This is a genomic window from Acidovorax sp. GW823-FHT01C06 (assembly GCF_058798375.1).
Window position 1 is genome coordinate 86,483 of sequence record NZ_JBXAKN010000004.1, and the last position, 19,868, is coordinate 106,350.

The 19,868-nt window shown below is 62.0% G+C and carries 17 protein-coding genes; 10 read left to right on the forward strand and 7 right to left on the reverse strand.

Annotation, left to right across the window (positions count from 1 at the left end; translation table 11 throughout):
- The first annotated feature begins 17 nt into the window (after window positions 1-17).
- Together glmU and AC1RCS_RS10915 are read left to right on the forward strand one after the other, a co-directional pair.
- On the forward strand, window positions 18-1,448 hold the full coding sequence (glmU, locus tag AC1RCS_RS10910; protein WP_492244651.1) for a bifunctional UDP-N-acetylglucosamine diphosphorylase/glucosamine-1-phosphate N-acetyltransferase GlmU: 1,431 nt from the start codon (window positions 18-20) through the stop codon (window positions 1,446-1,448).
- On the forward strand, window positions 1,445-2,287 hold the full coding sequence (locus AC1RCS_RS10915; protein WP_492244650.1) for a sensor histidine kinase: 843 nt from the start codon (window positions 1,445-1,447) through the stop codon (window positions 2,285-2,287). The genes glmU and AC1RCS_RS10915 overlap by 4 nt, the downstream gene beginning before the upstream one ends.
- A gap of 37 nt (window positions 2,288-2,324) precedes the next feature.
- Here the strand turns inward: AC1RCS_RS10915 and AC1RCS_RS10920 are convergent, their stop codons facing one another.
- Window positions 2,325-3,383, reverse strand: a complete 1,059-nt coding sequence (locus AC1RCS_RS10920) for a diguanylate cyclase (protein WP_492244649.1) — start codon at window positions 3,381-3,383, stop codon at window positions 2,325-2,327.
- Between the two features lie 195 nt (window positions 3,384-3,578).
- Window positions 3,579-4,067 (reverse strand): Lrp/AsnC family transcriptional regulator, encoded by a 489-nt coding sequence (locus tag AC1RCS_RS10925; protein WP_218339845.1) that lies wholly within the window; start codon window positions 4,065-4,067, stop codon window positions 3,579-3,581.
- 139 nt (window positions 4,068-4,206) lie between these two features.
- Between AC1RCS_RS10925 and glmS the strand changes: the two genes are divergently transcribed.
- On the forward strand, window positions 4,207-6,114 hold the full coding sequence (gene glmS / locus AC1RCS_RS10930) for a glutamine--fructose-6-phosphate transaminase (isomerizing) (RefSeq protein ID WP_492244648.1): 1,908 nt from the start codon (window positions 4,207-4,209) through the stop codon (window positions 6,112-6,114).
- A 215-nt stretch (window positions 6,115-6,329) separates the two neighbouring features.
- Here the strand turns inward: glmS and AC1RCS_RS10935 are convergent, their stop codons facing one another.
- The 3 genes from AC1RCS_RS10935 to AC1RCS_RS10945 form a co-directional block, all read right to left on the reverse strand.
- Complete coding sequence (locus AC1RCS_RS10935; protein ID WP_218296222.1) at window positions 6,330-6,536, reverse strand: DUF2783 domain-containing protein; 207 nt, start codon at window positions 6,534-6,536, stop codon at window positions 6,330-6,332.
- A gap of 1 nt (window position 6,537) precedes the next feature.
- Window positions 6,538-8,250 (reverse strand): FAD-dependent oxidoreductase, encoded by a 1,713-nt coding sequence (locus AC1RCS_RS10940; RefSeq protein WP_218296221.1) that lies wholly within the window; start codon window positions 8,248-8,250, stop codon window positions 6,538-6,540.
- 111 nt (window positions 8,251-8,361) lie between these two features.
- Window positions 8,362-9,552 carry an ABC transporter substrate-binding protein gene (locus AC1RCS_RS10945; protein ID WP_218296220.1) on the reverse strand — a complete coding sequence of 397 codons (1,191 nt, stop codon included), beginning with the start codon at window positions 9,550-9,552 and terminating at the stop codon, window positions 8,362-8,364.
- 183 nt (window positions 9,553-9,735) lie between these two features.
- Between AC1RCS_RS10945 and AC1RCS_RS10950 the strand changes: the two genes are divergently transcribed.
- A complete protein-coding gene (locus AC1RCS_RS10950; protein ID WP_218296219.1) occupies window positions 9,736-10,560 on the forward strand; it encodes an IclR family transcriptional regulator in 825 nt (274 codons plus the stop codon).
- Between the two features lie 40 nt (window positions 10,561-10,600).
- On the opposite strand, the gene AC1RCS_RS10955 is transcribed toward AC1RCS_RS10950, so the two are convergent.
- Together AC1RCS_RS10955 and AC1RCS_RS10960 are read right to left on the reverse strand one after the other, a co-directional pair.
- A complete protein-coding gene (locus tag AC1RCS_RS10955) occupies window positions 10,601-11,473 on the reverse strand; it encodes an IclR family transcriptional regulator (RefSeq protein WP_369643437.1) in 873 nt (290 codons plus the stop codon).
- A gap of 117 nt (window positions 11,474-11,590) precedes the next feature.
- Entirely contained in the window at window positions 11,591-12,394 is an 804-nt protein-coding gene (locus AC1RCS_RS10960; RefSeq protein ID WP_218296218.1) for an IclR family transcriptional regulator, read from the reverse strand.
- Window positions 12,395-12,543: 149 nt separating this feature from the next.
- Here AC1RCS_RS10960 and AC1RCS_RS10965 point away from each other — a divergent pair, with 149 nt between their 5' ends.
- The 6 genes from AC1RCS_RS10965 to AC1RCS_RS10990 all read left to right on the forward strand — a co-directional run bounded on the left by AC1RCS_RS10965 (window position 12,544) and on the right by AC1RCS_RS10990 (window position 19,858).
- Window positions 12,544-14,301, forward strand: coding sequence for an FAD-dependent oxidoreductase (locus AC1RCS_RS10965; protein WP_492244647.1), 1,758 nt, complete (start codon window positions 12,544-12,546; stop codon window positions 14,299-14,301).
- A gap of 27 nt (window positions 14,302-14,328) precedes the next feature.
- On the forward strand, window positions 14,329-15,105 hold the full coding sequence (locus tag AC1RCS_RS10970; RefSeq protein WP_255594778.1) for an SDR family NAD(P)-dependent oxidoreductase: 777 nt from the start codon (window positions 14,329-14,331) through the stop codon (window positions 15,103-15,105).
- A gap of 73 nt (window positions 15,106-15,178) precedes the next feature.
- Window positions 15,179-16,375, forward strand: coding sequence for an ABC transporter substrate-binding protein (locus AC1RCS_RS10975; RefSeq protein ID WP_218339808.1), 1,197 nt, complete (start codon window positions 15,179-15,181; stop codon window positions 16,373-16,375).
- A 58-nt stretch (window positions 16,376-16,433) separates the two neighbouring features.
- Entirely contained in the window at window positions 16,434-17,357 is a 924-nt protein-coding gene (locus AC1RCS_RS10980) for a branched-chain amino acid ABC transporter permease (RefSeq protein ID WP_218296215.1), read from the forward strand.
- Window positions 17,354-19,132: a branched-chain amino acid ABC transporter ATP-binding protein/permease gene (locus tag AC1RCS_RS10985; protein ID WP_492244646.1), complete on the forward strand. Its 1,779-nt coding sequence runs from the start codon at window positions 17,354-17,356 to the stop codon at window positions 19,130-19,132. Before AC1RCS_RS10980 ends, AC1RCS_RS10985 begins: the two co-directional genes overlap by 4 nt.
- A 15-nt stretch (window positions 19,133-19,147) precedes the next feature.
- Complete coding sequence (locus tag AC1RCS_RS10990) at window positions 19,148-19,858, forward strand: ABC transporter ATP-binding protein (protein ID WP_218296213.1); 711 nt, start codon at window positions 19,148-19,150, stop codon at window positions 19,856-19,858.
- Window positions 19,859-19,868 lie beyond the last annotated feature (10 nt).

The window sequence follows — 19,868 nt, forward strand, 5'->3', positions numbered from 1 at the left end:
TCTCCCCCAGAAGATCCATGACGCAACTCGACATCCTCATCATGGCGGCCGGCAAGGGCACGCGCATGAAAAGCCGGCTTCCCAAGGTGCTGCAGCGCCTGGCCGGGCGCCCGCTGCTGCACCACGTGCTCGACCAGGCGGCGCACCTGCAGGCGCGCAGCGCCATCGTCATCACCGGCCATGGTGCTACAGAAGTGGAAGCTGCCAGCGCAGGCGCAGCAAGCGCTGGGGGCACTTTGGATGTGAAATTCGTGCGCCAGGAACCCCAGCTCGGCACCGGCCACGCGGTGCTGCAGGCCGTGCCGCACCTGCGCGACGACGGCACGGCGGTCGTGCTGTCGGGGGACGTGCCGCTCACGCAGGCCGACACGCTGCGCGCGCTTGTCGCGGCCTCGGCCGGCGGGCAGCTCGCGCTGCTCACCGTCACGCTGCCCGATCCCACGGGCTACGGCCGCATCGTGCGCGATGGCCAGGGCCGGGTGCGGGGCATCGTCGAACACAAGGACGCGAGCGAGGCCCAGCGCGCCATCACCGAGGTCTACAGCGGCATCATGGCCGTGCCCGCGCGCCTGCTGCGCGGCTGGCTGGCCCGCCTGACCAATGACAACGCGCAGGGCGAGTACTACCTCACCGACATCGTCGCGATGGCCGTGGCCGATGGCGTGCCCGTGGCGGCCCACCGCATCACCGATGCGCTGCAGGTGGCCGGCGTGAACAGCCCGCTGCAGCTGGCCGAGCTGGAGCGTGCGCACCAGTTGCGCCAAGCCCGGGCCTTGATGGAGCAGGGCGTGCGCCTGGCCGACCCCGCGCGGTTCGATGTGCGCGACGACACCCGCACCGGCGCGCGCGGCGAGCTGGTGTGCGGGCAGGACGTGGAGATCGACGTGAACTGCGTCTTCACCGGCCGCGTGGAGCTGGGCGAGGGCGTGAGCATCGGCGCCCACTGCTGCATCGCCAACGCGCGCATCGCTGCGGGCGCGGTGGTCCATCCCTTCACCCACATCGACGGCGAAAAGGCAGGCGCCACGGTGGGCGAGGGTGCGCTGATCGGCCCGTTCGCCCGCCTGCGCCCCGGCGCGCAGCTGGGCCGCGAAGTGCACATCGGCAATTTCGTCGAGGTGAAGAACAGCACCCTGGCCGACGGCGCCAAGGCCAACCACCTGGCCTACCTGGGCGATGCCACGGTGGGCGAGCGCGTGAACTACGGCGCGGGCGCCATCACCGCCAACTACGACGGCGCCAACAAGCACCGCACGGTGATCGAGGCCGACGTGCACGTGGGCAGCAACTGCGTGCTGGTGGCGCCCGTCACCATTGGCGCGGGCGGCACCGTGGGCGGCGGCAGCACCATCACCAAGAGCACGGCCCCGGGCGCCCTCAGCGTGGCGCGCGGCAAGCAGGTGAGCATCGCCAACTGGGCGCGCCCCGCCAAGCTGCCCAGGCCATGACACCCTCCGACGCCACCGCCGGGCAGGAGCTGCAGCTGTTGCGCGCCGAGCTGGCACGCAGCCAGCAGCAGGTGGCCGGCATGGCGGCGGCGCAGGAAGAGTTTCTGCGCGCCGTCTCGCACGACCTGCGCGCGCCGCTGCGGCACGTGACCTCGTACGGCACGCTGGTGCGCGAGGTGCTGGGCGACCTGCCGCCGGACGTCGCGCAGTCGGCTGCGGTGCAGGAGGCGCTGCGTTTTCTGGGCACCATGGACCAGTCCGCGCGGCGCATGGGGATGATGATCGACGGCCTGCTCGCGCTGGCGCGTGCCCAGCGGGCGCCGCTGAACCTGCAGCCGGTGCCGCTGGCGGACGCCGTGGTCCGGGCGCGTGCCGCCCTGGCCTCCGCCGAGGCGGGCCGCGCCATCGACTGGCGCACCGCGGATGCCACCCGCCTGCCCACGCTGCGGGCCGACCCCGCCCTGCTGCAGGAGCTGCTGGTGCAATTGCTGGGCAATGCCCTCAAGTTCACGCGCCACAGCGCGCGGCCGTGCATCGCGGTGCAGGCCGAATCCGACCCCGCGGCGGCGCAGGCGGGGCAGGTCGTGTTCACCGTGCAGGACAACGGCACGGGCTTCGATCCTGCGCGCGCCGACGGCCTGTTCGGCGTGTTCCATCGCCTGCACCGCGAGACCGAGTTCGAGGGCGTGGGCGCGGGGCTGGCGCTGTGCCAGGCCATCGCGCAGCGTCATGGGGGCGCCATCACGGCCACCGCATTGCCCGGGGCGGGCTGCACGGTGCGGGTGGCGTGGCCGGGCTCGGCGGCTGTTGCTGCCGTTGCCGCGCCATCGCGCGCCTGAGGCCGCGGTTGTCCGTGGGCAGGCCGCGGGCCCGGCGCTACGCGGCGGGCACCAGTGGCGCGGCAGCGTCCGGGTCGCCCGAGACGCGGTTGCGCCCGGCGTTCTTGGCGGCGTAGAGCGCGGCGTCGGCCGCATCGGTCCACTCGCGCACGCTGGCGTGGCCGCGCTGGGCAGGGGCCACGCCGATGCTGCTGGTAAAGCGCAGCTGCGGCAGGTTGCGCAGGCGCGTGCCCTCGGTCTGCTCGCGGATGCGTTGGGCGATGGCCATCGCGTCCCGGGCCTGCAGCCCGGGCAGGATGATGGCGAACTCGTCGCCGCCGTAGCGGCCCGCGCAGTCGCCAGAGCGCACATTGCCCCGCACCACATGGGCCAGCGCCCGCAGCGCCTCATCGCCCACGGTGTGGCCGTGGGCGTCGTTGATGTGCTTGAAGTGGTCGATGTCCATCATCAGCATGCAGGCCGGTTCGCCGGTCGCGTGGTGGTGGCGCAATGCGGCCTCGGCCTGTTCCTCCCAGTGGCCGCGCCGGTACAGGCTGGTCAGCGAGTCCACGCGGCGCAGCTCGTCCAGCTGCTGGTTCTGCCGTGCGGTCTTGCGGATCAGCCGGTAGCTCACCACGCTGACCGACAGCGTATGCAGCATCATCACCGGCAGGCACGCCACGATCACCCGCATGGAGGTCTCGGGCGCCCAGTGCATGCCGGTGGCCACCGTGCTGGCCACACCGGCCGCGAGCATCACCGGGATGGACCGGACCCAGAGCCCGCCGATGCCGGTGGTGATCTTGTCCACCATCGTCAGCGTGACCAGCAGCGCGCTGGGCAGCAGGTTGAAGTGCATCAGCGGCACCAGCGCGGCCGTCATGGCCGAGTCGGCAAGCAGGTTGCGGATTTCAGCGCGGTAGGGGTCGGCGCTGCGCCGCGCGAGCAGGTAGGCCCCATGGGGCCAGACGAGGGCGGCCAGCACCAGCGCCGCCCAGGCCGGGAACGAGGCCTGGCGCTCCCACAGCACCACGCCCACCACCATCCCGCCCAGCCCCATGCCCAGGACCCGGAGCGGGTAGATACGGCGGGGCATCTGGCGTTCGGGTGTGGGCATGGGTCCTGGTGTGCATCTGGCGGACCCGCCGGCATGCGGTACCGCGCGAAGCCCGGCGGGCTGGAGGGTGGAAGTCTGGGGCAGCTTACCTTGCCGCGGGGCAAGAGGCCAGCAAGGCATGGCGCCCAGCGGGGGAACTGGCGGGGGATGCGCCAAGCAGGCGGTTGCTATGAAAAATATAGCTTACAGTGCTTGTCAATCCAGCGATAGCGGCACTTTTGTATCAAATTTTGCCCTGCGGGTGGCGAAAAAAGCCTTGACGTTGCGCACATTGGCGTCGCCGGTGAAAAGCCGCTGCGACAGCGCCAGGTAGCCGGGCATGTCCCGCGTGTGCACCACCAGCACGAAGTCCGGCCCCGGCGAAACCCGCCAGCACTGCTGCACGGCGGCGTCCGCCACCGCGCGGGCCTCGAACGCGTCGAGCTGCTCGGCCCCCTGCCGGTCCAGCGACACCTCGACGATGCACGCCAGCCCGTGGCCCTGGAGGGCGGCCAGCCGGTCGGGCTGCAGGATGGCGACCTGCCGCTCGATGAGCCCGGCATCCTGTAGGCGCTTGACCCGGCGCAGGCAGGTGGGCGGGGAGACATGCACCCGCTCGGCCAGGGACTGGTTGCTTTGCGCGGCGTCGGTTTGCAGGAGGTTGAGCAGCTGCAGATCCACGAGGTCGAGTGCTATGGATTCCATGTTCTAAGTAAAATTGATTGAAAATTTCATCAATGATTGGTGATGAAATTAAAGTTCAAAACAAGATGAATATCAATCAATAATTTCTTTCTGTGCCGCCTATCATCGCCCCCATCGCTTTCCAACCAAGGCAACCACCATGTGCGGCATCGTCGGCGCGGTCTCCACGCGCAACATCGTTCCCATCCTCGTGCAGGGCCTGCAGCGGCTCGAATACCGGGGCTATGACTCTTGCGGCGTGGCCGTGCACGCCTCCAGCCTGGACGCGGCGCGCCCCGCCGGCCTGCAGCGCGCGCGCAGCACGGCCCGCGTGGCCGAACTGCTTGAACAGGTGCAGGCCGACCATGTGGATGGCGCCACCGGCATCGCCCACACCCGCTGGGCCACGCACGGGGCACCGGAAGTGCACAACGCCCACCCCCATTTCAGCCACGGCGCGGGCGATGCGGCGGGCACCCCGGGCCGCGTGGCGCTGGTGCACAACGGCATCATCGAGAACCACGAGGAGCTGCGCGCCGCCTTGCAGGCGCGCGGCTACGTGTTCACCAGCCAGACCGACACCGAGGTCATCGCCCACCTGGTGGACAGCCACTACAGCGGCGACCTGTTCGATGCCGTGCAGGCCACGGTTGCCCAGTTGCACGGCGCCTACGCCATCGCCGTGATGCACAAGGACGAACCCCACCGCGTGGTGGGCGCACGCGCGGGTTCGCCGCTGATCCTGGGCGTGGGCAAGGATGGCTCAGAACACTTCCTGGCCAGCGACGCCATGGCCCTGGCGGGCGTCACCGACCAGATCGTGTACCTGGAAGAGGGCGACCTGGTGGACCTGCAACTGGGCCGCTACTGGATCGTGGGCAAGGGCCGCGAGGCGCTCACCCCGGCGCAGCGCCCCGTGCGCACCGTGCTGGCCCACAGCGGCGCGGCCGAGCTGGGCCCCTACCGCCACTACATGCAAAAGGAAATCTTCGAACAGCCGCGCGCCATCGCCGACACGCTCGAAGGCGTGGAGGGCATCGTGCCCGAGCTGTTCGATGGCGCGGGCCAGCACGGCCAGCCCGGCGCTGCCGCCTGGCGCGTGTTCAAGGAGATCGACAGCGTGTTGATCCTGGCTTGCGGCACCAGCTACTACAGCGGCTGCACGGCCAAGTACTGGCTCGAGGAGATCGCCGGGATTCCCACCCAGGTCGAGGTGGCCAGCGAGTACCGCTACCGCACCAGCGTGCCCAACCCGCGCACGCTGGTCGTCACCATCAGCCAGAGCGGAGAAACCGCCGATACCCTGGCCGCCCTGCGCCATGCGCAAAGCCTGGGCATGGCGCACACGCTCACCATCTGCAACGTGGCCACCAGCGCCATGGTGCGTGAATGCAAGCTGGCCTACATCACGCGCGCGGGCGTGGAGATCGGCGTGGCCAGCACCAAGGCCTTCACCACGCAGCTGGCCGGCCTGTTCCTGCTGACGCTGGCACTGGCCCAATCCAAGGGCCGCCTGACCGAAGCGCAGGAGGCCGACCACCTCAAGGCCATGCGCCACCTGCCCGTGGCCCTGCAGGCCGTGCTGGCGCTGGAGCCGCAGCTCATCAGCTGGGCCGAAGACTTCGCGCGCATGGAGAACGCGCTCTTCCTGGGCCGGGGCCTGCACTATCCCATCGCGCTCGAAGGTGCGCTCAAGCTCAAGGAAATCAGCTACATCCACGCCGAGGCCTACCCGGCGGGCGAACTCAAGCACGGCCCCCTGGCGCTGGTCACCAGCGCCATGCCCGTGGTCACGGTGGCGCCCAACGATGCGCTGCTGGAAAAACTCAAGAGCAACATGCAGGAAGTGCGCGCCCGCGCGGGCGTGCTCTACGTGCTGGCCGATGCCGACACCCGCATCGAGAGCAGCGAGGGCATCCACGTGATCCGCATGCCCGAGCACTACGGGCCCTTGAGCCCGCTGCTGCACGTGGTGCCGCTGCAGCTGCTGGCGTATCACACGGCCTGCGCGCGGGGGACGGATGTGGACAAGCCCCGGAACCTCGCGAAGAGCGTGACGGTGGAGTGAGTGCGGTGTGTTGGCCGAAGCGCCGGCGCTGGTAGACCAGCTCGACGATGCGCGCGCTCAGCCAGGCAGCTGCCTCGGTCATCTTGGGCGGTTCCCGGTAGCTCGTTGTGGACAACCCCGCATGGCGACCGGCGCGGGCTCGCTGATGAACAGTTCCTCAACCATCCTGGCCGGTGCAGGTCACCTTCACCCCATTTCCCCCGCATCGCGCTGGCCTATGGTTTTTCAGCGCAGGTGTTGCGTCGCGCCGCGGTCAGTGCGGCCGACAATACATCACGCTTTCCTACATGGTTAGCGAGCAATAGCACGAGCTTTATGTTTAGTTCGTGGCTCTGCGTCAGGTCGAGCTCGCGATGCGTCTCTATCAAGCTTTCATAGAATTCGTCCGCGGCTTCAAAGTTCGGTGTCGTGATGAGATTCATATCAGTCCTGGATGGGGCTTCCGAGAGCTCGCAACAATGCGGCCCCGACGTCTGCGGCTCGAGGTGCACGCCAGCGCGCGCATACATGCTGGTCGGGGCGCATCAACCATGCGTTGCCAGGGCGCGCGTCGTAGCGGCGGGCGAACAGACCTTCGTTGTCGCAGATCACCCTGAGACCTGGACCGTCCTGCAGTGATGTCACTCCGGTCACCACCAGTACCTTGTCAACTTCAGTTTGCGCGAGGTCGGCAGGTATTTCATTCGAATAGACCACCAATGTGAAGTCTTGACCCAATTGCCGCAGAAACCATTCTGTCTTTCCTGCGTGGGTTATCGGGGCATCTGCGGCAGGGGCACCCGGACGGATCGGCGAGTCGAATTTCTCGCTGTCTGGAGTGTTCAGAGGCGAGGTCTCCAAAGTAGCCGGAACAGACAGTCTCCCGCTGTTGACCAGTTGGCGCGCGAATGGAAATTCGGTTGCGAGATCAAGGGTCGCATCGCGAAACTGCTTGCTGATTTCGCTTTTTGGGGTGATGAAGTCGGTGGCGCGGGTTGAGTTCAGCAGGTTCTCGTCTGCGGCGTATTCACGTTCGGTGCCGTAGCTGTCCAGGAGGGCCTCAGCCGCCAGCGCTGTCGCTTTCCCTTTGAGGACAGCGTCCAGTTTCCAGGCGAGATTCTCCGCATCCTGAATGCCAGAGTTCGCGCCGCGGGCTCCGAACGGCGAAACTCCGTGGGCGCTGTCTCCTGCAAAGATCACTCTGCCATGACGAAAGCGCTCCATGCGTAGACAAACAAACGTGTAAACGCTCGCCCATTCCAGTTCGAAGGGGACTTGTCGGCCAAGCGCCTGACGCATCATTGCGTTGATGCGCGGAGTGATTCGCTCCAACTTCTTCTCTTCGTCTGGATCTGCATCCCACCCGAGCTGGAAATCGATTCGCCAGACGTTGTCGGGTTGGCGATGTAGAAGGACGCTCTGGTTCGGATGGAAAGGTGGGTCAAACCAGAACCAGCGTTCGGCGGGGAAGTCCGCAGTCATCTTGACATCGGCGATCAGGAACCGGTCCTGGAATACCTGCCCCTTGCTCTCAAGACCCATGAGCGCGCGAACGCTGGACCGTCCACCATCACACGCGACGACATAGTCGGAAGTCGCTTGATACGGGCCATCTGGCGTATCGACTCCCACAATGACTTTTCCGTTTTCGCCCTCTATCTGATCCAAGGCGACCACAGCGTTCTTCCAGCGGATTTCCAAATTGGGAAGCGCGGTTGCTCGTTGCAGCAGGTACGCTTCTGCGTAGTACTGTTGAAGATTGATAAAGGCGGGGCGTTCGTGGCCCTGTTCCGGCAGCAGGTCGAATTGGTATACCTGCTCGCTACCGCGGAACAGCCTGCCCACATTCCACGAGACGCCCTTGTCGACGCAGGCGTCGCCCACGCCCAATCGATCCCAAATTTCCAGTGTGCGCTTGGCAAAGCAGATGGCGCGCGATCCGTTCGACAGCCGATCATCGTTGTCCAGCAGCAGGACCTTCTGTCCGCGTTGAGCGAGGTCTATGGCGAGGCTGAGACCCACTGGCCCAGCGCCGATGACAACGACAGGGTGGTGCGTAGGATGCTCATTGCGCTGGTCGGGCGAAGGCTCGTAGGCAAACTTGAGTGCCTGTATCTCATGCCCTGACATGTCGGGCCGAAGTTCGAGGATGTTCATTGGGTGCTTCTGCGGGGGACTGAATTCCAGTGGCATCGCGCCTAGGCGCGATAAGCCAATCGAAGGCGGAGGCCCCAGCAAAGCAGCTGCCGATGGGGCCTGCGACGGCATCTAGCGCTTGAAATCAGGCGATTGCAGCAACTTGGTCGTTGCATCGTTCACCTGAGTGAGCTTGCCTCCTGTCCATTTGACGAAAGCGAAGTCGCTAGCGGTCAGTGCTTCATGACTTGTCGGCGAGAAGGGGCGTTCATAAGTCTTCTTGATGCCATCGATCGGCGCTTGCAGGTTTTCCAGTGCCTCGCGCATCTTTGCTCCGTCGGTGGAGCCCGCTTGCTTGATGGCGGCTACCAGCAGCAGCGTTGCGTCGTATCCATGGGCGACGAACGGAAATGCACTTGCTGCGGCCAATTTGTCCTTGGTGCGCTCAAAGAGGGCCTTCTGCTTGGGGGCGACGGCATCAACCATGGTGCGCATGAAAATTGGCTTTTCGGCCAAGGCTTGGCCCGCCGCGTCATAAAACGTGATGTTGTCTGCGGCCCAGGATGACAGGACATTCGGGAAATAGTTGACCTTCTCCATGCTGCGGACCAGCTGGCCAGTGGGCGTTCCCTGAGCCCAAACCACGAGCGTGTCCACACCTGCTGCTTTGAGTTTGCTCAGCTGTGAGGTCATATCTGTGTCACCAACAGCGAATCTCTCCGTGGCAACGACATCCAGGCCTTGCAGCTTTGCGATCTCGGTCATGTCCTTGAGCCCACCTTGGCCATAACCCGTGGTCTCCGCCACCAGGCCGAGCTTCTTGGCTCCCGCTTTTTTCGCATAGGCCATCAAACCCACCACCTGCTCCCTGTCAACGATGGAGACGCGGAACATGTAGTTTTCAGCACCCGGGCTCATCGGTTTGGTGATGTCGGTTCCGCCGCCGATCATGCCCATGGAGACAACTTTTTTCTGATTGGGAATGTGTTTCCAGGCCATCGCGTTCCCAGAGTTGGTGGGGCCAAGCACGGCTACCACCTTCTCGTTGTCGATCAACTCGCTCATGTTCTGGATCGATTTGGGTGGCTGGGATTGATCGTCACGGATCACCAGTGTGAGCTTGCGGCCAAGCACGCCCCCTGCAGCGTTGATGTCGTCAATAGCGGCGCGAATTCCGAGCACGCCTGCCGCCCCGCTTTGTGCAGATGGCGAGGCAGACAGGTCACCGTTGAACCCCAGCTTGATGTCTTGCGCTGCGGCTGCCAGTGAAACGAATGCAACTGCCGCAAGGGCCAGTCGACGTGCTGTCAGAAGGTTTCTCATGTTTGTCTCCGAGTGAAAAAGGGCGGATGCGCCGAGTTGGCGGATGTGAATCACGCACTCCGCGCTGTCAGACGCTAGTATTTATCTAGCTCGCTAAACTATAACTAGTATTTACCCTATGCAAGTGCATTAGTCATTGTTGAATTTCGCCTGCCTGTCTGATTGGGCCTATGATTTCGCCCTATGAAACTGACTGCCCCGCAAGATGACGATTTGAGTCCGTCGCACCCTAGTGGCCGTGAGCGCCGTGGAATCCAGTCAATAGAGGTGGGGGGGGAAATACTGAAGGTGTTGGCTTCTGAGCCAAGGCCTATGGCCCTCAGGGACCTGACCAAGGCTGTCAGCATGCCTTCCGGGAAGATCCATCCCTACTTGGTGAGCTTTGGGAAGATCGGGCTCGTGGCACAGGACCCCGTAACTGGTCAGTACTTGCTGGGACCTATGGCGATCCAATTGGGGCTCACCGGGCTGCAGACTCTCAATCCCATTCGCGAAGCGACGCCCATGGCGGAGGCGTTGGCTGCTGAAACCGGGCACACGGTTGCGATCGCGGTCTGGGGAAACCTCGGGCCCGTCATCGTTCGCCTGATCGACGCTGCGTACCCGATCAACACCAACATCCGTACCGGAACGGTGATGTCGCTGGCCAATACAGCAACCGGCAGGGTGTATTCAGCTTATTTGCAAAGGCCATTGATCGACCGGATGCTTCAGGATGACTACATCCGTTTGGGCCCTGACATTGCCCATCCGCTTGATGGCAAGGCGGTTGAGGATCTGATCGAGGAGGTGAGGGCGCGGGGAATGTCGCGAGGGGTGAATCATCCAACGCCGGGGATTGTTTCGTTCTCGGCACCAGTCTTTGACTACTCCGGCGCGATTGCCCTGACTATCACGATGATGGGCCCTACGGGTACCTTTGACCCTGATTGGAATGGTCCGATGGCCGTGGCCCTGCGCACTTGTGCCCTCGCTATCTCGCAGAGGCTCGGATTCAGGAAGGCGTAGGTGAACCTCGCCAGCGGCAGGCCATCCCGGCCAATGGATGTCAGCGCGGATCCAGAGAGGCTCTTGAAGGTCCGCCTAGGCGTTTGGATACCTCTTGGCCGCATGCGCGCACGGCTGTGGCTTGGGTGCCATTCCAGTCCGTGTCAAAAGACCTTGAGCGCCCCATGAGCGTGACGCCCAGGACGATGTTGCCTGAATAGTCAAAGACGGGCGCGGCAAAGGAGCAAACACCAGGGGTGGGGTTGTTGACCGAGCGCGATACCCCATGCTTGCGCACCTCGATCAACATTCTCTGCAGTTCTTCCGTGTCGACGGGTTTCGCAATGTCCGGCCCTAAGCGCCGCTCGTCTTCCAGCAACGACTCTTCGATCAGTTTCGCGGGAAGGTATGCGGCGAACAATCGACCAGTCGCAGTACCGGCAAGGGACATTACCGTTCCAGTACGGATGTTGGTGTGCAGCGGATAGATGGCGTCAAAGAGGAAGACCATCGTCGGGCCTTGATTTCCCCAGACGGACAATCCGACGCTGTGCCCAGTTTCCCGCGCCAGCTGCTCGGCGAAGGGAGTGGCTTCGCGTACTGGATTGAGCATGCGGAGGGTCACAAGGCCTAGTTGCATTGCCGTGGGGCCTAGCCAATAGAACCCCGTCGAGGCTTCCTGGGTCACAAGCCCCAACTTGGCAAAGCTCACGAGATAGGGGTGCGCCTTTCCTGGAGCCATGTCGGCAGCTCGCGCCAGTTCTCTCAACGGCAACGGGCGACCTTGCGCACCCAGTGCGAGAAGCAACTGACCGCCGGCTTCAATAGACTGAATTCCTCGGCGCTCCTTCTCGGAACCACCTTCATTGCCGTCTTCATCAAGTGCGCCCATGGTCTTGTCCTTGGAGTTAAATTTGGCGGTCTCGTTTGCCATAGATGAATTTTTAGTCTAGTGCTTATGCATTAGGATGTCTGTGACCAGGCGCAATACGGCGCTGAATCGGGAGCCATGGGGCTTTTGTTTCCGTCTGTTCATTTTTTTGCTCTGCACTCAGGCGCCGCGCCGGAGGCTCCCGAGGCGCGTGGAGATCGCTGAGCCGCATGCTCTTGCCGCCTTTGCCTGGTTTCCGCTCCAGGCTGTGTCAAATGACCGGGTACGCCCCAGGAGTGTGACCGCCATCACAACATTGCCCGAATAGTCGAAAACCGGGGCTGCAAACGAGCTGACCCCCACTGTGGGCATATCCACGGAACGTGAGAGTCCATGTTCGTGCACCAAGCTGAGCATATCTTGCAGCTCGCTCGGCTCAACGGTTTTTGCGATATCTGGGCCCAGGCGACGGTCATCCTCCAGCAGTGACTCTTCTATGAGTTGTCGAGGTAGATAGGCCACGAACAAGCGCCCTGTTGCTGTTCCGGCAAGAGACATCACCGTCCCCACACGCATGTTGGTATGAAGGGGATAGGTCGCATCGAAAAGCGATACCACTGTCGGCCCTTGATTTCCCCAGACAGACAGTGCAACGCTGTGCCCTGTTTCTTGCGCGAGCAGTTCCGCAAGCGGTGCGGCTTCGCGCAAGGGATTGACGGTGCGAAGCGTCAGGAGACCCAGTTCCATGGCGGTACGACCGAGCCAGTAGTGGCCGGTTGAGGCGTCTTGAGTCACCAGACCGAGTTTTGAGAGGCTCACCAAGTAGGGGTGTGCCTTTCCCGGAGCCATGTTGGCAGCCCAGGCAAGCTTCTTGAGGGGAAGAGGGTGCCCGTGGGCCTCCAGCGCAAGAAGCAGCTGCCCACCAGCCTCTATGGCTTGAATGCCTCGGCGCGCCTTGTCTGGGGCCACGTCAATTTCTTCCATCACAGATGTCCCCGTAGTCGATGCATGGTATCTGATCCATTCAATTGCATTTGATTGGGGTAAACCATTAGTCTATAAAAAATGCATTAGCACCATACTAACGTCATTGGGCCGCTAAAGGCGGCCCCTACGTCCAAGGAGTGATGACCATGAGTGAGCTGGAAACGAGCTATGACGTTTTGGTAGTTGGAACTGGAGCGTCCGGCATGTCCGCGGCCGTGACGGCTGCGTACGAGGGGTTGAAGGTACTGGTTGTCGACAAGGCGCCTGTCTATGGGGGCACCACGGCCCGGTCTGGTGGCTGGTTGTGGATTCCCGGGACAAAGCTCGCCAGGGAGCAAGGCATCAGCGAACCCCCAGGGGCGGCACGGGCATACCTGCAGCACGAAACCACTACGCATTTCGATCCCGCGCGCGTAGACGCCTTTATCGAGAACGGGCCAAAGGCCATTGATTTCTTCACGGAAAAAACGTGCGTGCAATTCGACATGCCGCCAGTGTTTCCGGACTATCACGCAGAGGCCCCCGGCGGCCAGCCAGGTGGCCGCTCCATGGTGACCCGCCCATTCGATGCCCGTGAACTCGGAGCCTATGTTTCAAAACTCGCCCCCCCCGTGCCCGAGTTGACGGTTTTCGGGATGATGCTTGGATCAGGTAAGGAGCTGTGGCACTTCTTGCGTGCCTTCAAGTCGCTCGAGTCATTCTTGTATGTTGCCAAGCGCTTCGGCGGACATCTCATGGATGTTGTCAGGTACGGCCGTGGGATGACGCTGACCAACGGCAATGCACTGGCCGGTCGGCTGGCCAAGGCCGGCATGGACCTGAACATCCCCGTGTGGCTGAATGCTCCGGTCAAAAAACTCATCGTGGAAGGCGATGCGGTCGTGGGTGCAACTGTGGTGCGGGACGGCAAGTCAGTAGAAGTTCGAGTGCGCAGAGGCGTCGTTCTTGCCTGTGGTGGCTTTCCCTACGACATCGAGCGTCGCAAGCAGTTGTTCCCGCATGCGCCAACCGGCCGAGAGCACTTCACTCCGTCCCCTGCGCTGAACACCGGTGACGGGTTGCGCCTCGGCGAATCCGTAGGGGGATGGGTCGATCCCAGCATCCCGAATGCGGCCGCCTGGTGTCCAACCTCGGTGGTCCAGCGCAAGGATGGCACCCAGGGAGTTATGCCGCACTTCATCGATCGCGCGAAGCCCGGTGTGATCGCCGTGACTTCAAAGGGGCGGCGATTTACCAACGAGGCGATGTCTTATCACGACTTCATTCAGGACCTCGTGAAAGCTTGCAAAGGGTCCGCCGAAGTGACCTGCTGGCTCGTCTGTGATCACGAGCACCTGCGCGAATATGGGTTGGGGGCGGTAGCTCCATTCCCTCTGCCCATTGGCAAGCATCTCCAAAGTGGCTATTTGAAGCGAGGCAGCAGCCTTCAGGAACTGGCGAGCCTCATCGGCGTTCCAGCCGCCGCCCTCCAAGAAGAGGTCGAAGCCTTCAATCGGGATGCCGCGTCTGGAGTGGACACAAAGTTTGCCAAGGGAAGCACCGCCTATAACCGGTATCAGGGCGACTCGCTGGTCAAGCCCAACCCCTGCATGGCCCCGATACATAGAGGCCCGTTCTATGCCATCAAGATAGTTGTGGGTGAAATCGGGACGTTCGCAGGGCTGGCAACCGATGAGTCCTGCCAAGTCCTTTCAAAGGACCGGCAGCCAGTCAAGGGCTTGTATGCAGTTGGCAATGACGCCGCCAGCATCATGGGCGGCAACTACCCAGGCGCAGGCATCACCCTCGGTCCAGCGCTCACTTTTGGCTATGTCGTCGGTCAGACGCTCGCAAGGAAAACAAGTGAACCGACAGCCAGTCCGAATCGGACCTCTGCTGGGCGCCTGCAACCCCAAACAGCATAGATCGAATACATACCAAGAAAGACCGCAATGGAAATCTCTGAACTCATGGCGCCCAAGGTCCTCCATGGACGCATCGCGCTTGTGACCGGCGCAGGACAAGGCAATGGCAGGGCTATCGCCAAGGGCCTTGCAAAGGCAGGGGCTCGGGTCGTCGTGACGGACTTGAACGAAGAGAACGCCAAGCTTGTTGCCGCAGAAATTCGGGCCGCTGGCAGTGATGCAATCGCGTACAAGTTGGACGTGACCTCCAATGATGCTTGCCAAGCCTTGGCAAAAACTGTGGCCACTGAAATCGGCAATATCGACATCCTGGTCAATAACGCGGGCATCATCATTCGCGAGGGGCTGGACAGCCCCCAGGTGGCGTCCAACCTCGAGCGCACTCTGAATGTCAACGTGATGGGATCTTTCCTTCCATCGCATGCATGGCTGGATGCGCTGAAGCAGACCAGGGGCGTGATCATCAATGTGGGATCTATTGCCTCGAGCACTGGAATCCCCAACGTGGTGGGCTATTCACCATCCAAGGGCGCCGTCAAACTCATGACGCAAGCCCTCGCCGTCGAGCTTGCCAAGGACGGAGTTCGGGTGAACGCAATCGCTCCCGGAGTCATCGAAACTCCGATGACTTCCTACACACGGGAGGCTCCTGAGCGACTCGACAAATTCATGCTGCGCACGCCCATGGCACGCGTCGGCCAGCCCGAAGAATTGGTCGGTCCCGTAGTTTTCCTGGCATCCGGCATGGCCTCCTATGTGACGGGGGTCACGCTTCCTGTGGATGGCGGGTTTCTCGCCTCCTGAGTCCTTGAGTCGTTTCCATCCAGATTTCCAACCCAGAACTCACCGAGTTCACCATTCCAAAAAGGAGACAGCCATGAGTATTCCTAAGCTCTTCAAGCGAGCCATCCTGGCAGCCGGCGTTGTCGCTGCTGCCACCGCAAGCGCGCAAGACATCAAGCTTGGATACAACGGAGATTTGTCCGCATCCCCATCGGCGCAAAGTGGGCAGGCAGCGGTCCTGGGCATGGAGGCCGCAATCGCCGACATCAACGCTGCAGGCGGCGTTCTGGGCAAGAAGCTGACACTGGTTACGCGGGACGATACCTCGGCGCCTCCAAAGTCGATCCAGAACATGAGCGAATTGATCGACAGCGAGAAGGTCTCTGCGGTGTTTGGTCCGACCAACTCTGGCAATGCGATGGCCTGGAAGCACATCGCCAACCAAAAGAAGATCCCTGTGATCGGCAACGTGGGTTCGGGCACCGATATCACCAAGCCCATGAGTCCTGGTGCGGACAACTATATGTTCCGAGTCTCGATGGTGGATCGTGAGCAAGTAGCGGCCTTGATGGCCTACGTGAAAAAGAATGCGGGCCAGTCAAAAGTAATCGGTCTGATGGCGGAAACCACGGGCTATGGCCAGGGCGGTCTCAAGGACATGGAGGAAATCGCGAAGCTGCAAGATATCAAGATTGCAGCGACTGAGCGCTTCGGTGTGGGCGATACCGATATGACGTCTCAGCTGAGCAAGATGAAGTCCGCGAACGTGGACACTGTGGTGGTCTGGGCTCAGGGGACGCCCATCGCGCAGCTTGTTCGCAGCATGGAGAAGACAAATTACTTCCCCTTGGTGCTGACGTCCTGGGCTGCCGACAACATCACTTTCTATGATGCGGCAGGCAAGGCGCTTGCCGAGAAGCCAATCTTCATGCGCACGGTGAGCGAGACGCGTACACCTTCCCAGCAGAAGCTGTTTGATCGCATCGGGGCCAAACTCAAGGCGCCCGGCTCGTTCTCCTTTGCATTGCATGGCTACGACTCGGTGCAGCTCTACGCTGCGGCTGCCAAGCAAGCCAACAGCTTTGATGGCTCGGCTGTACGTGTCGCGCTGGAAGATCTGAAAGCACCGGTTCAAGGCGTACTCAAGACTTACGACAAGCCGTTCAGCAAGGCCAACCATGAGGCTCTGACAGCCAAAGACCTGGTCTGGATTCGCTGGAAGGACGGCAAGCTGATGCCCTATGCGGATCCGATCGTGAACTCGCTGAGCAGCGCGGACTTCAAGCAATAACGCGCAACGCTTGTCTGGACTGCGCGAAGCAGTCCAGGAAATCATCTCGGAGATAACAATGACAGAGGCGCTCTTGCAGGCGATTCTCAGTGGCTTGGCCGTGGGCGGTGCCTACGCCCTGGTAGCCCTGGGTTTCAGCATCACATTTACAACCACCAAGACCTTGAATTTCTCCCATGGGGAATTCGTGTCCGCGGGTGCATTCATCGGCATGAGCGCGCTCTTCCTCGTCCTCGGTCTTCCTGTGACTTCCACTACGTTCGGCCAGGCCCAGCCTGGTGCCGGTGCCCAGCTGCTGGCGCTTGTTGCAGCCCTTGGAGTGATGGGCTTTTTGGGATGGCTCCTCTACGTGATTGGCGTACGCCCTTTCGCTGGGCGGCCTGGCATGGCATGGGTCATGAGCACCCTGGGCTTTGGCGTCATCCTCCAGAGTATCGGCTTGGCCATTTGGGGCCCCAAGCCGGTGGTCGTCCCGGGACCGGTGGGCGACACTGTCATACGTCTCATGGGAGTCGGTGTGCGACCGCAGGAGCTGCTCACGTTGGGGGTCGCCGTTGTCATCATGATTGGCTTCGACTTTGTGATGAACCGAACGATGGTGGGCAAGGCCATGCGGGCTGTTGCGGCTAACGGCAACGTCGCGAGCCTCATGGGCATCAATACCAACGCAGTGATGATTGGCGCTTTCGTTGTCAGTTCTGCGCTGGCTGGCCTTTCGGGCTTCCTTCTCGCTCCTATTGCGCAAGCATCCCTTTTCATGGGCCTCACCGTGGGGCTGAAGGGATTCTCCGGCGCCATGATCGGTGGGTTGAGCAATCCACGTGGTTGTGTGATTGGCGGGTTCGTTCTCGGCGTCCTTGAGTCCCTGGTGAACCTGTGGTCGGCGCAGTGGCGCGAGGTCGCTGTTTTTGCCCTTGTCATTCTTGTTCTTGCGTTCCGGCCGACCGGTCTTTTCGGCAAGCAGATGGTGGAGAAGGTATGAAGCGCGGCCAGCATCTTTTCGGGGTCATGCTTGCCGTCGCTGTTCTCGCAGGCCTGGTTTCCTTTCTGGGAAATGACTACTACCTGCGCATCGTTTTTATGATGTGCGTGTATTACCTCTGTGCTGCAGGCATGAACGTGCTTGTGGGCTATGCAGGGCAGAAGTCACTGGGCCAGGCTGGCCTGTTCGCAGCCGGGGCATATGCGGTGGCGTTGATCACAACGCGCACGGAGATCAACCCGTGGTTCGCGCTGTCGTTGGCAGCTGTTGTCTCTGGCATCTGCGGCGTGCTGATCGCGCTGCCGTCCTTGCGGGTCAAAGGACCCTATCTCGCGATGGTGACGCTGGCGTTCGGCATCGTTGTCGAAAAGCTCGTCGGAGAATGGACTGACGTTTTTGGGGGCGCCCAGGGTATCTACGGCATCAAGCCACTGACCTGGAACGGACAGCCCCTTACGTCCCTGCAATGGGTGTGGCTGGGCATCGCCCTGTGCGCGGTGACGCATCTGCTGCTGCGCAATCTTTTGCAGGGCCGTTTTGGCCGGGCGCTGCTCTCACTGCAAGCCGATGAGATCGCTTCATCTTCGGTGGGCGTCCGTGTCTATCGAGCCAAGGTCATAGCCTTTGTGGTTGCGGCAGTTACCTGTGGCATTGCTGGCGCGCTGGTGGCACAACAGAACCAGTACATCAACTCCGACTTCATCACATTCCATCTGTCGATCTTTATTCTGCTGTTGGTGCTGTTTGGTGGTGCCGGCTCGCAGTACGGCCCTTTGATTGGAACAGTGGTTCTGACTGTGATCGACGCTGCTCTGGCCCGTTGGCCGTCAGCCCAGCACTTTCTCTATGGATTTCTGCTGCTGTTTGCGCTCTACATCATGCCGGGAGGGGTCATGGGGCTTCTTTCGACGTGGTTCCGCCGGCCGGCGGCTGCCCCTGGCATGCCTATCAAATCCGCAGCTCCGACGCGCATTGGTCCGCAGGGAGAGGGCGAGTTGCTGGTGGCCCAAGGTGTCACCAAAAACTTCGGTGGAGTACGGCCTGCTCAAAACGTGTCTTTCCGACTTCAGCGTGGGCATATTCACGCGCTGATCGGACCCAACGGTGCGGGTAAGAGCACGATGATCAACATGCTCACGGGTCTTCTGGATCCAAGTGAAGGCTCGATCAAGTTTCTTGGCCAGGAGGTATCGAGCCGACCGGTGCATGCGATCTGTCGTATGGGAATGGGGCGCACCTTCCAAAACCTGCGGCTGTTTGCAGATCTGTCGGTTCTGGACAATGTCATGCTGGGCCGCCATACGCGTATGACGAATGGGTTTCTCGCATCCTTGTTTGCGCTACCCAGCGCTAGAAAGCAGGAAGCCGCCACCCGCGCCCGCGCCTTGCAACTGCTGGATTTGGTCGGTCTGCTGCATCTGGCCTATCAACCGGCCGGCAGCCTCCCCTATGGCCTTCAGCGCCGTGTCGAGCTGGCACGGGCGCTAGCCACTGAGCCTCAACTGCTGTTGCTTGACGAGCCAGCTGCAGGTCTCAATCCACAAGAGACAGCGGAGTTGGGCGATCTTCTTGTCCGTATTGGCAAGTGCGGTGTGACCATCTTGATGGTGGAGCACCACATGGATCTCGTCATGTCGATCTCCGACCACGTGATCGTGTTGGACTACGGGATCAAGATCGCAGAGGGAAAGCCCTCTGAAGTGCAAGCCAACCTCCGTGTCGTCGAGGCCTACCTAGGCGTTGACGAACCGGCGGACGCTCTTGTCGCCCCCTGATCTGGAAAGCACCCTATGTTGAAACTCGATTCAGTGAAGGTCGCCTATGGCGCGATCCAGGCCGTCAAAGGCGTGAGCTTGGAAGTGCGAGAGGGCGAAGTGGTCACCATCATCGGTGCGAATGGCGCGGGCAAAAGCACTCTTCTCAAAAGCATCTGCGGGCTGGAACCCGTTGCCGAAGGCAGCATACAGATTGATGGGAAGGATGTCTCGAAAGTCAGAGCACACGAGCGCGTCGCGCTGGGGGTAGCCATGTCGCCCGAGGGCAGAGGTGTCTTTGCCGACCAGACAGTTCGCGAGAACCTGATGTTGGGCGGCTACTCCCGCCGGCGCAATCCAGCAGCGATTGAAGCGGCGATCGAGCGAGAGTTCAACCGCTTCCCAAGATTGCGTGAGCGTCAGAACCAGTTGTCCGGAACCATGTCGGGCGGTGAACAGCAGATGTTGGCGATCTCGCGTGCGCTGATGAGTGAGCCACGGCTCCTGTTGCTGGACGAGCCGTCTCTCGGATTGGCGCCTTTGATCATCAAAGACATCTTCAATGCCATCCGCCAGCTGCGCGAGTCGGGTCTGACGATCCTGCTGGTTGAGCAGATGGCCAAGCAGGCTCTCGGTGTCGCAGATCGTGCCTATGTGCTCGAGACTGGCCACATCACTTTGGAAGGGACCGGTAGTGCACTCCTTAACGATCCCAAGGTCAAGGCCGCGTACCTCGGCTCACATTGACCGTCATCAA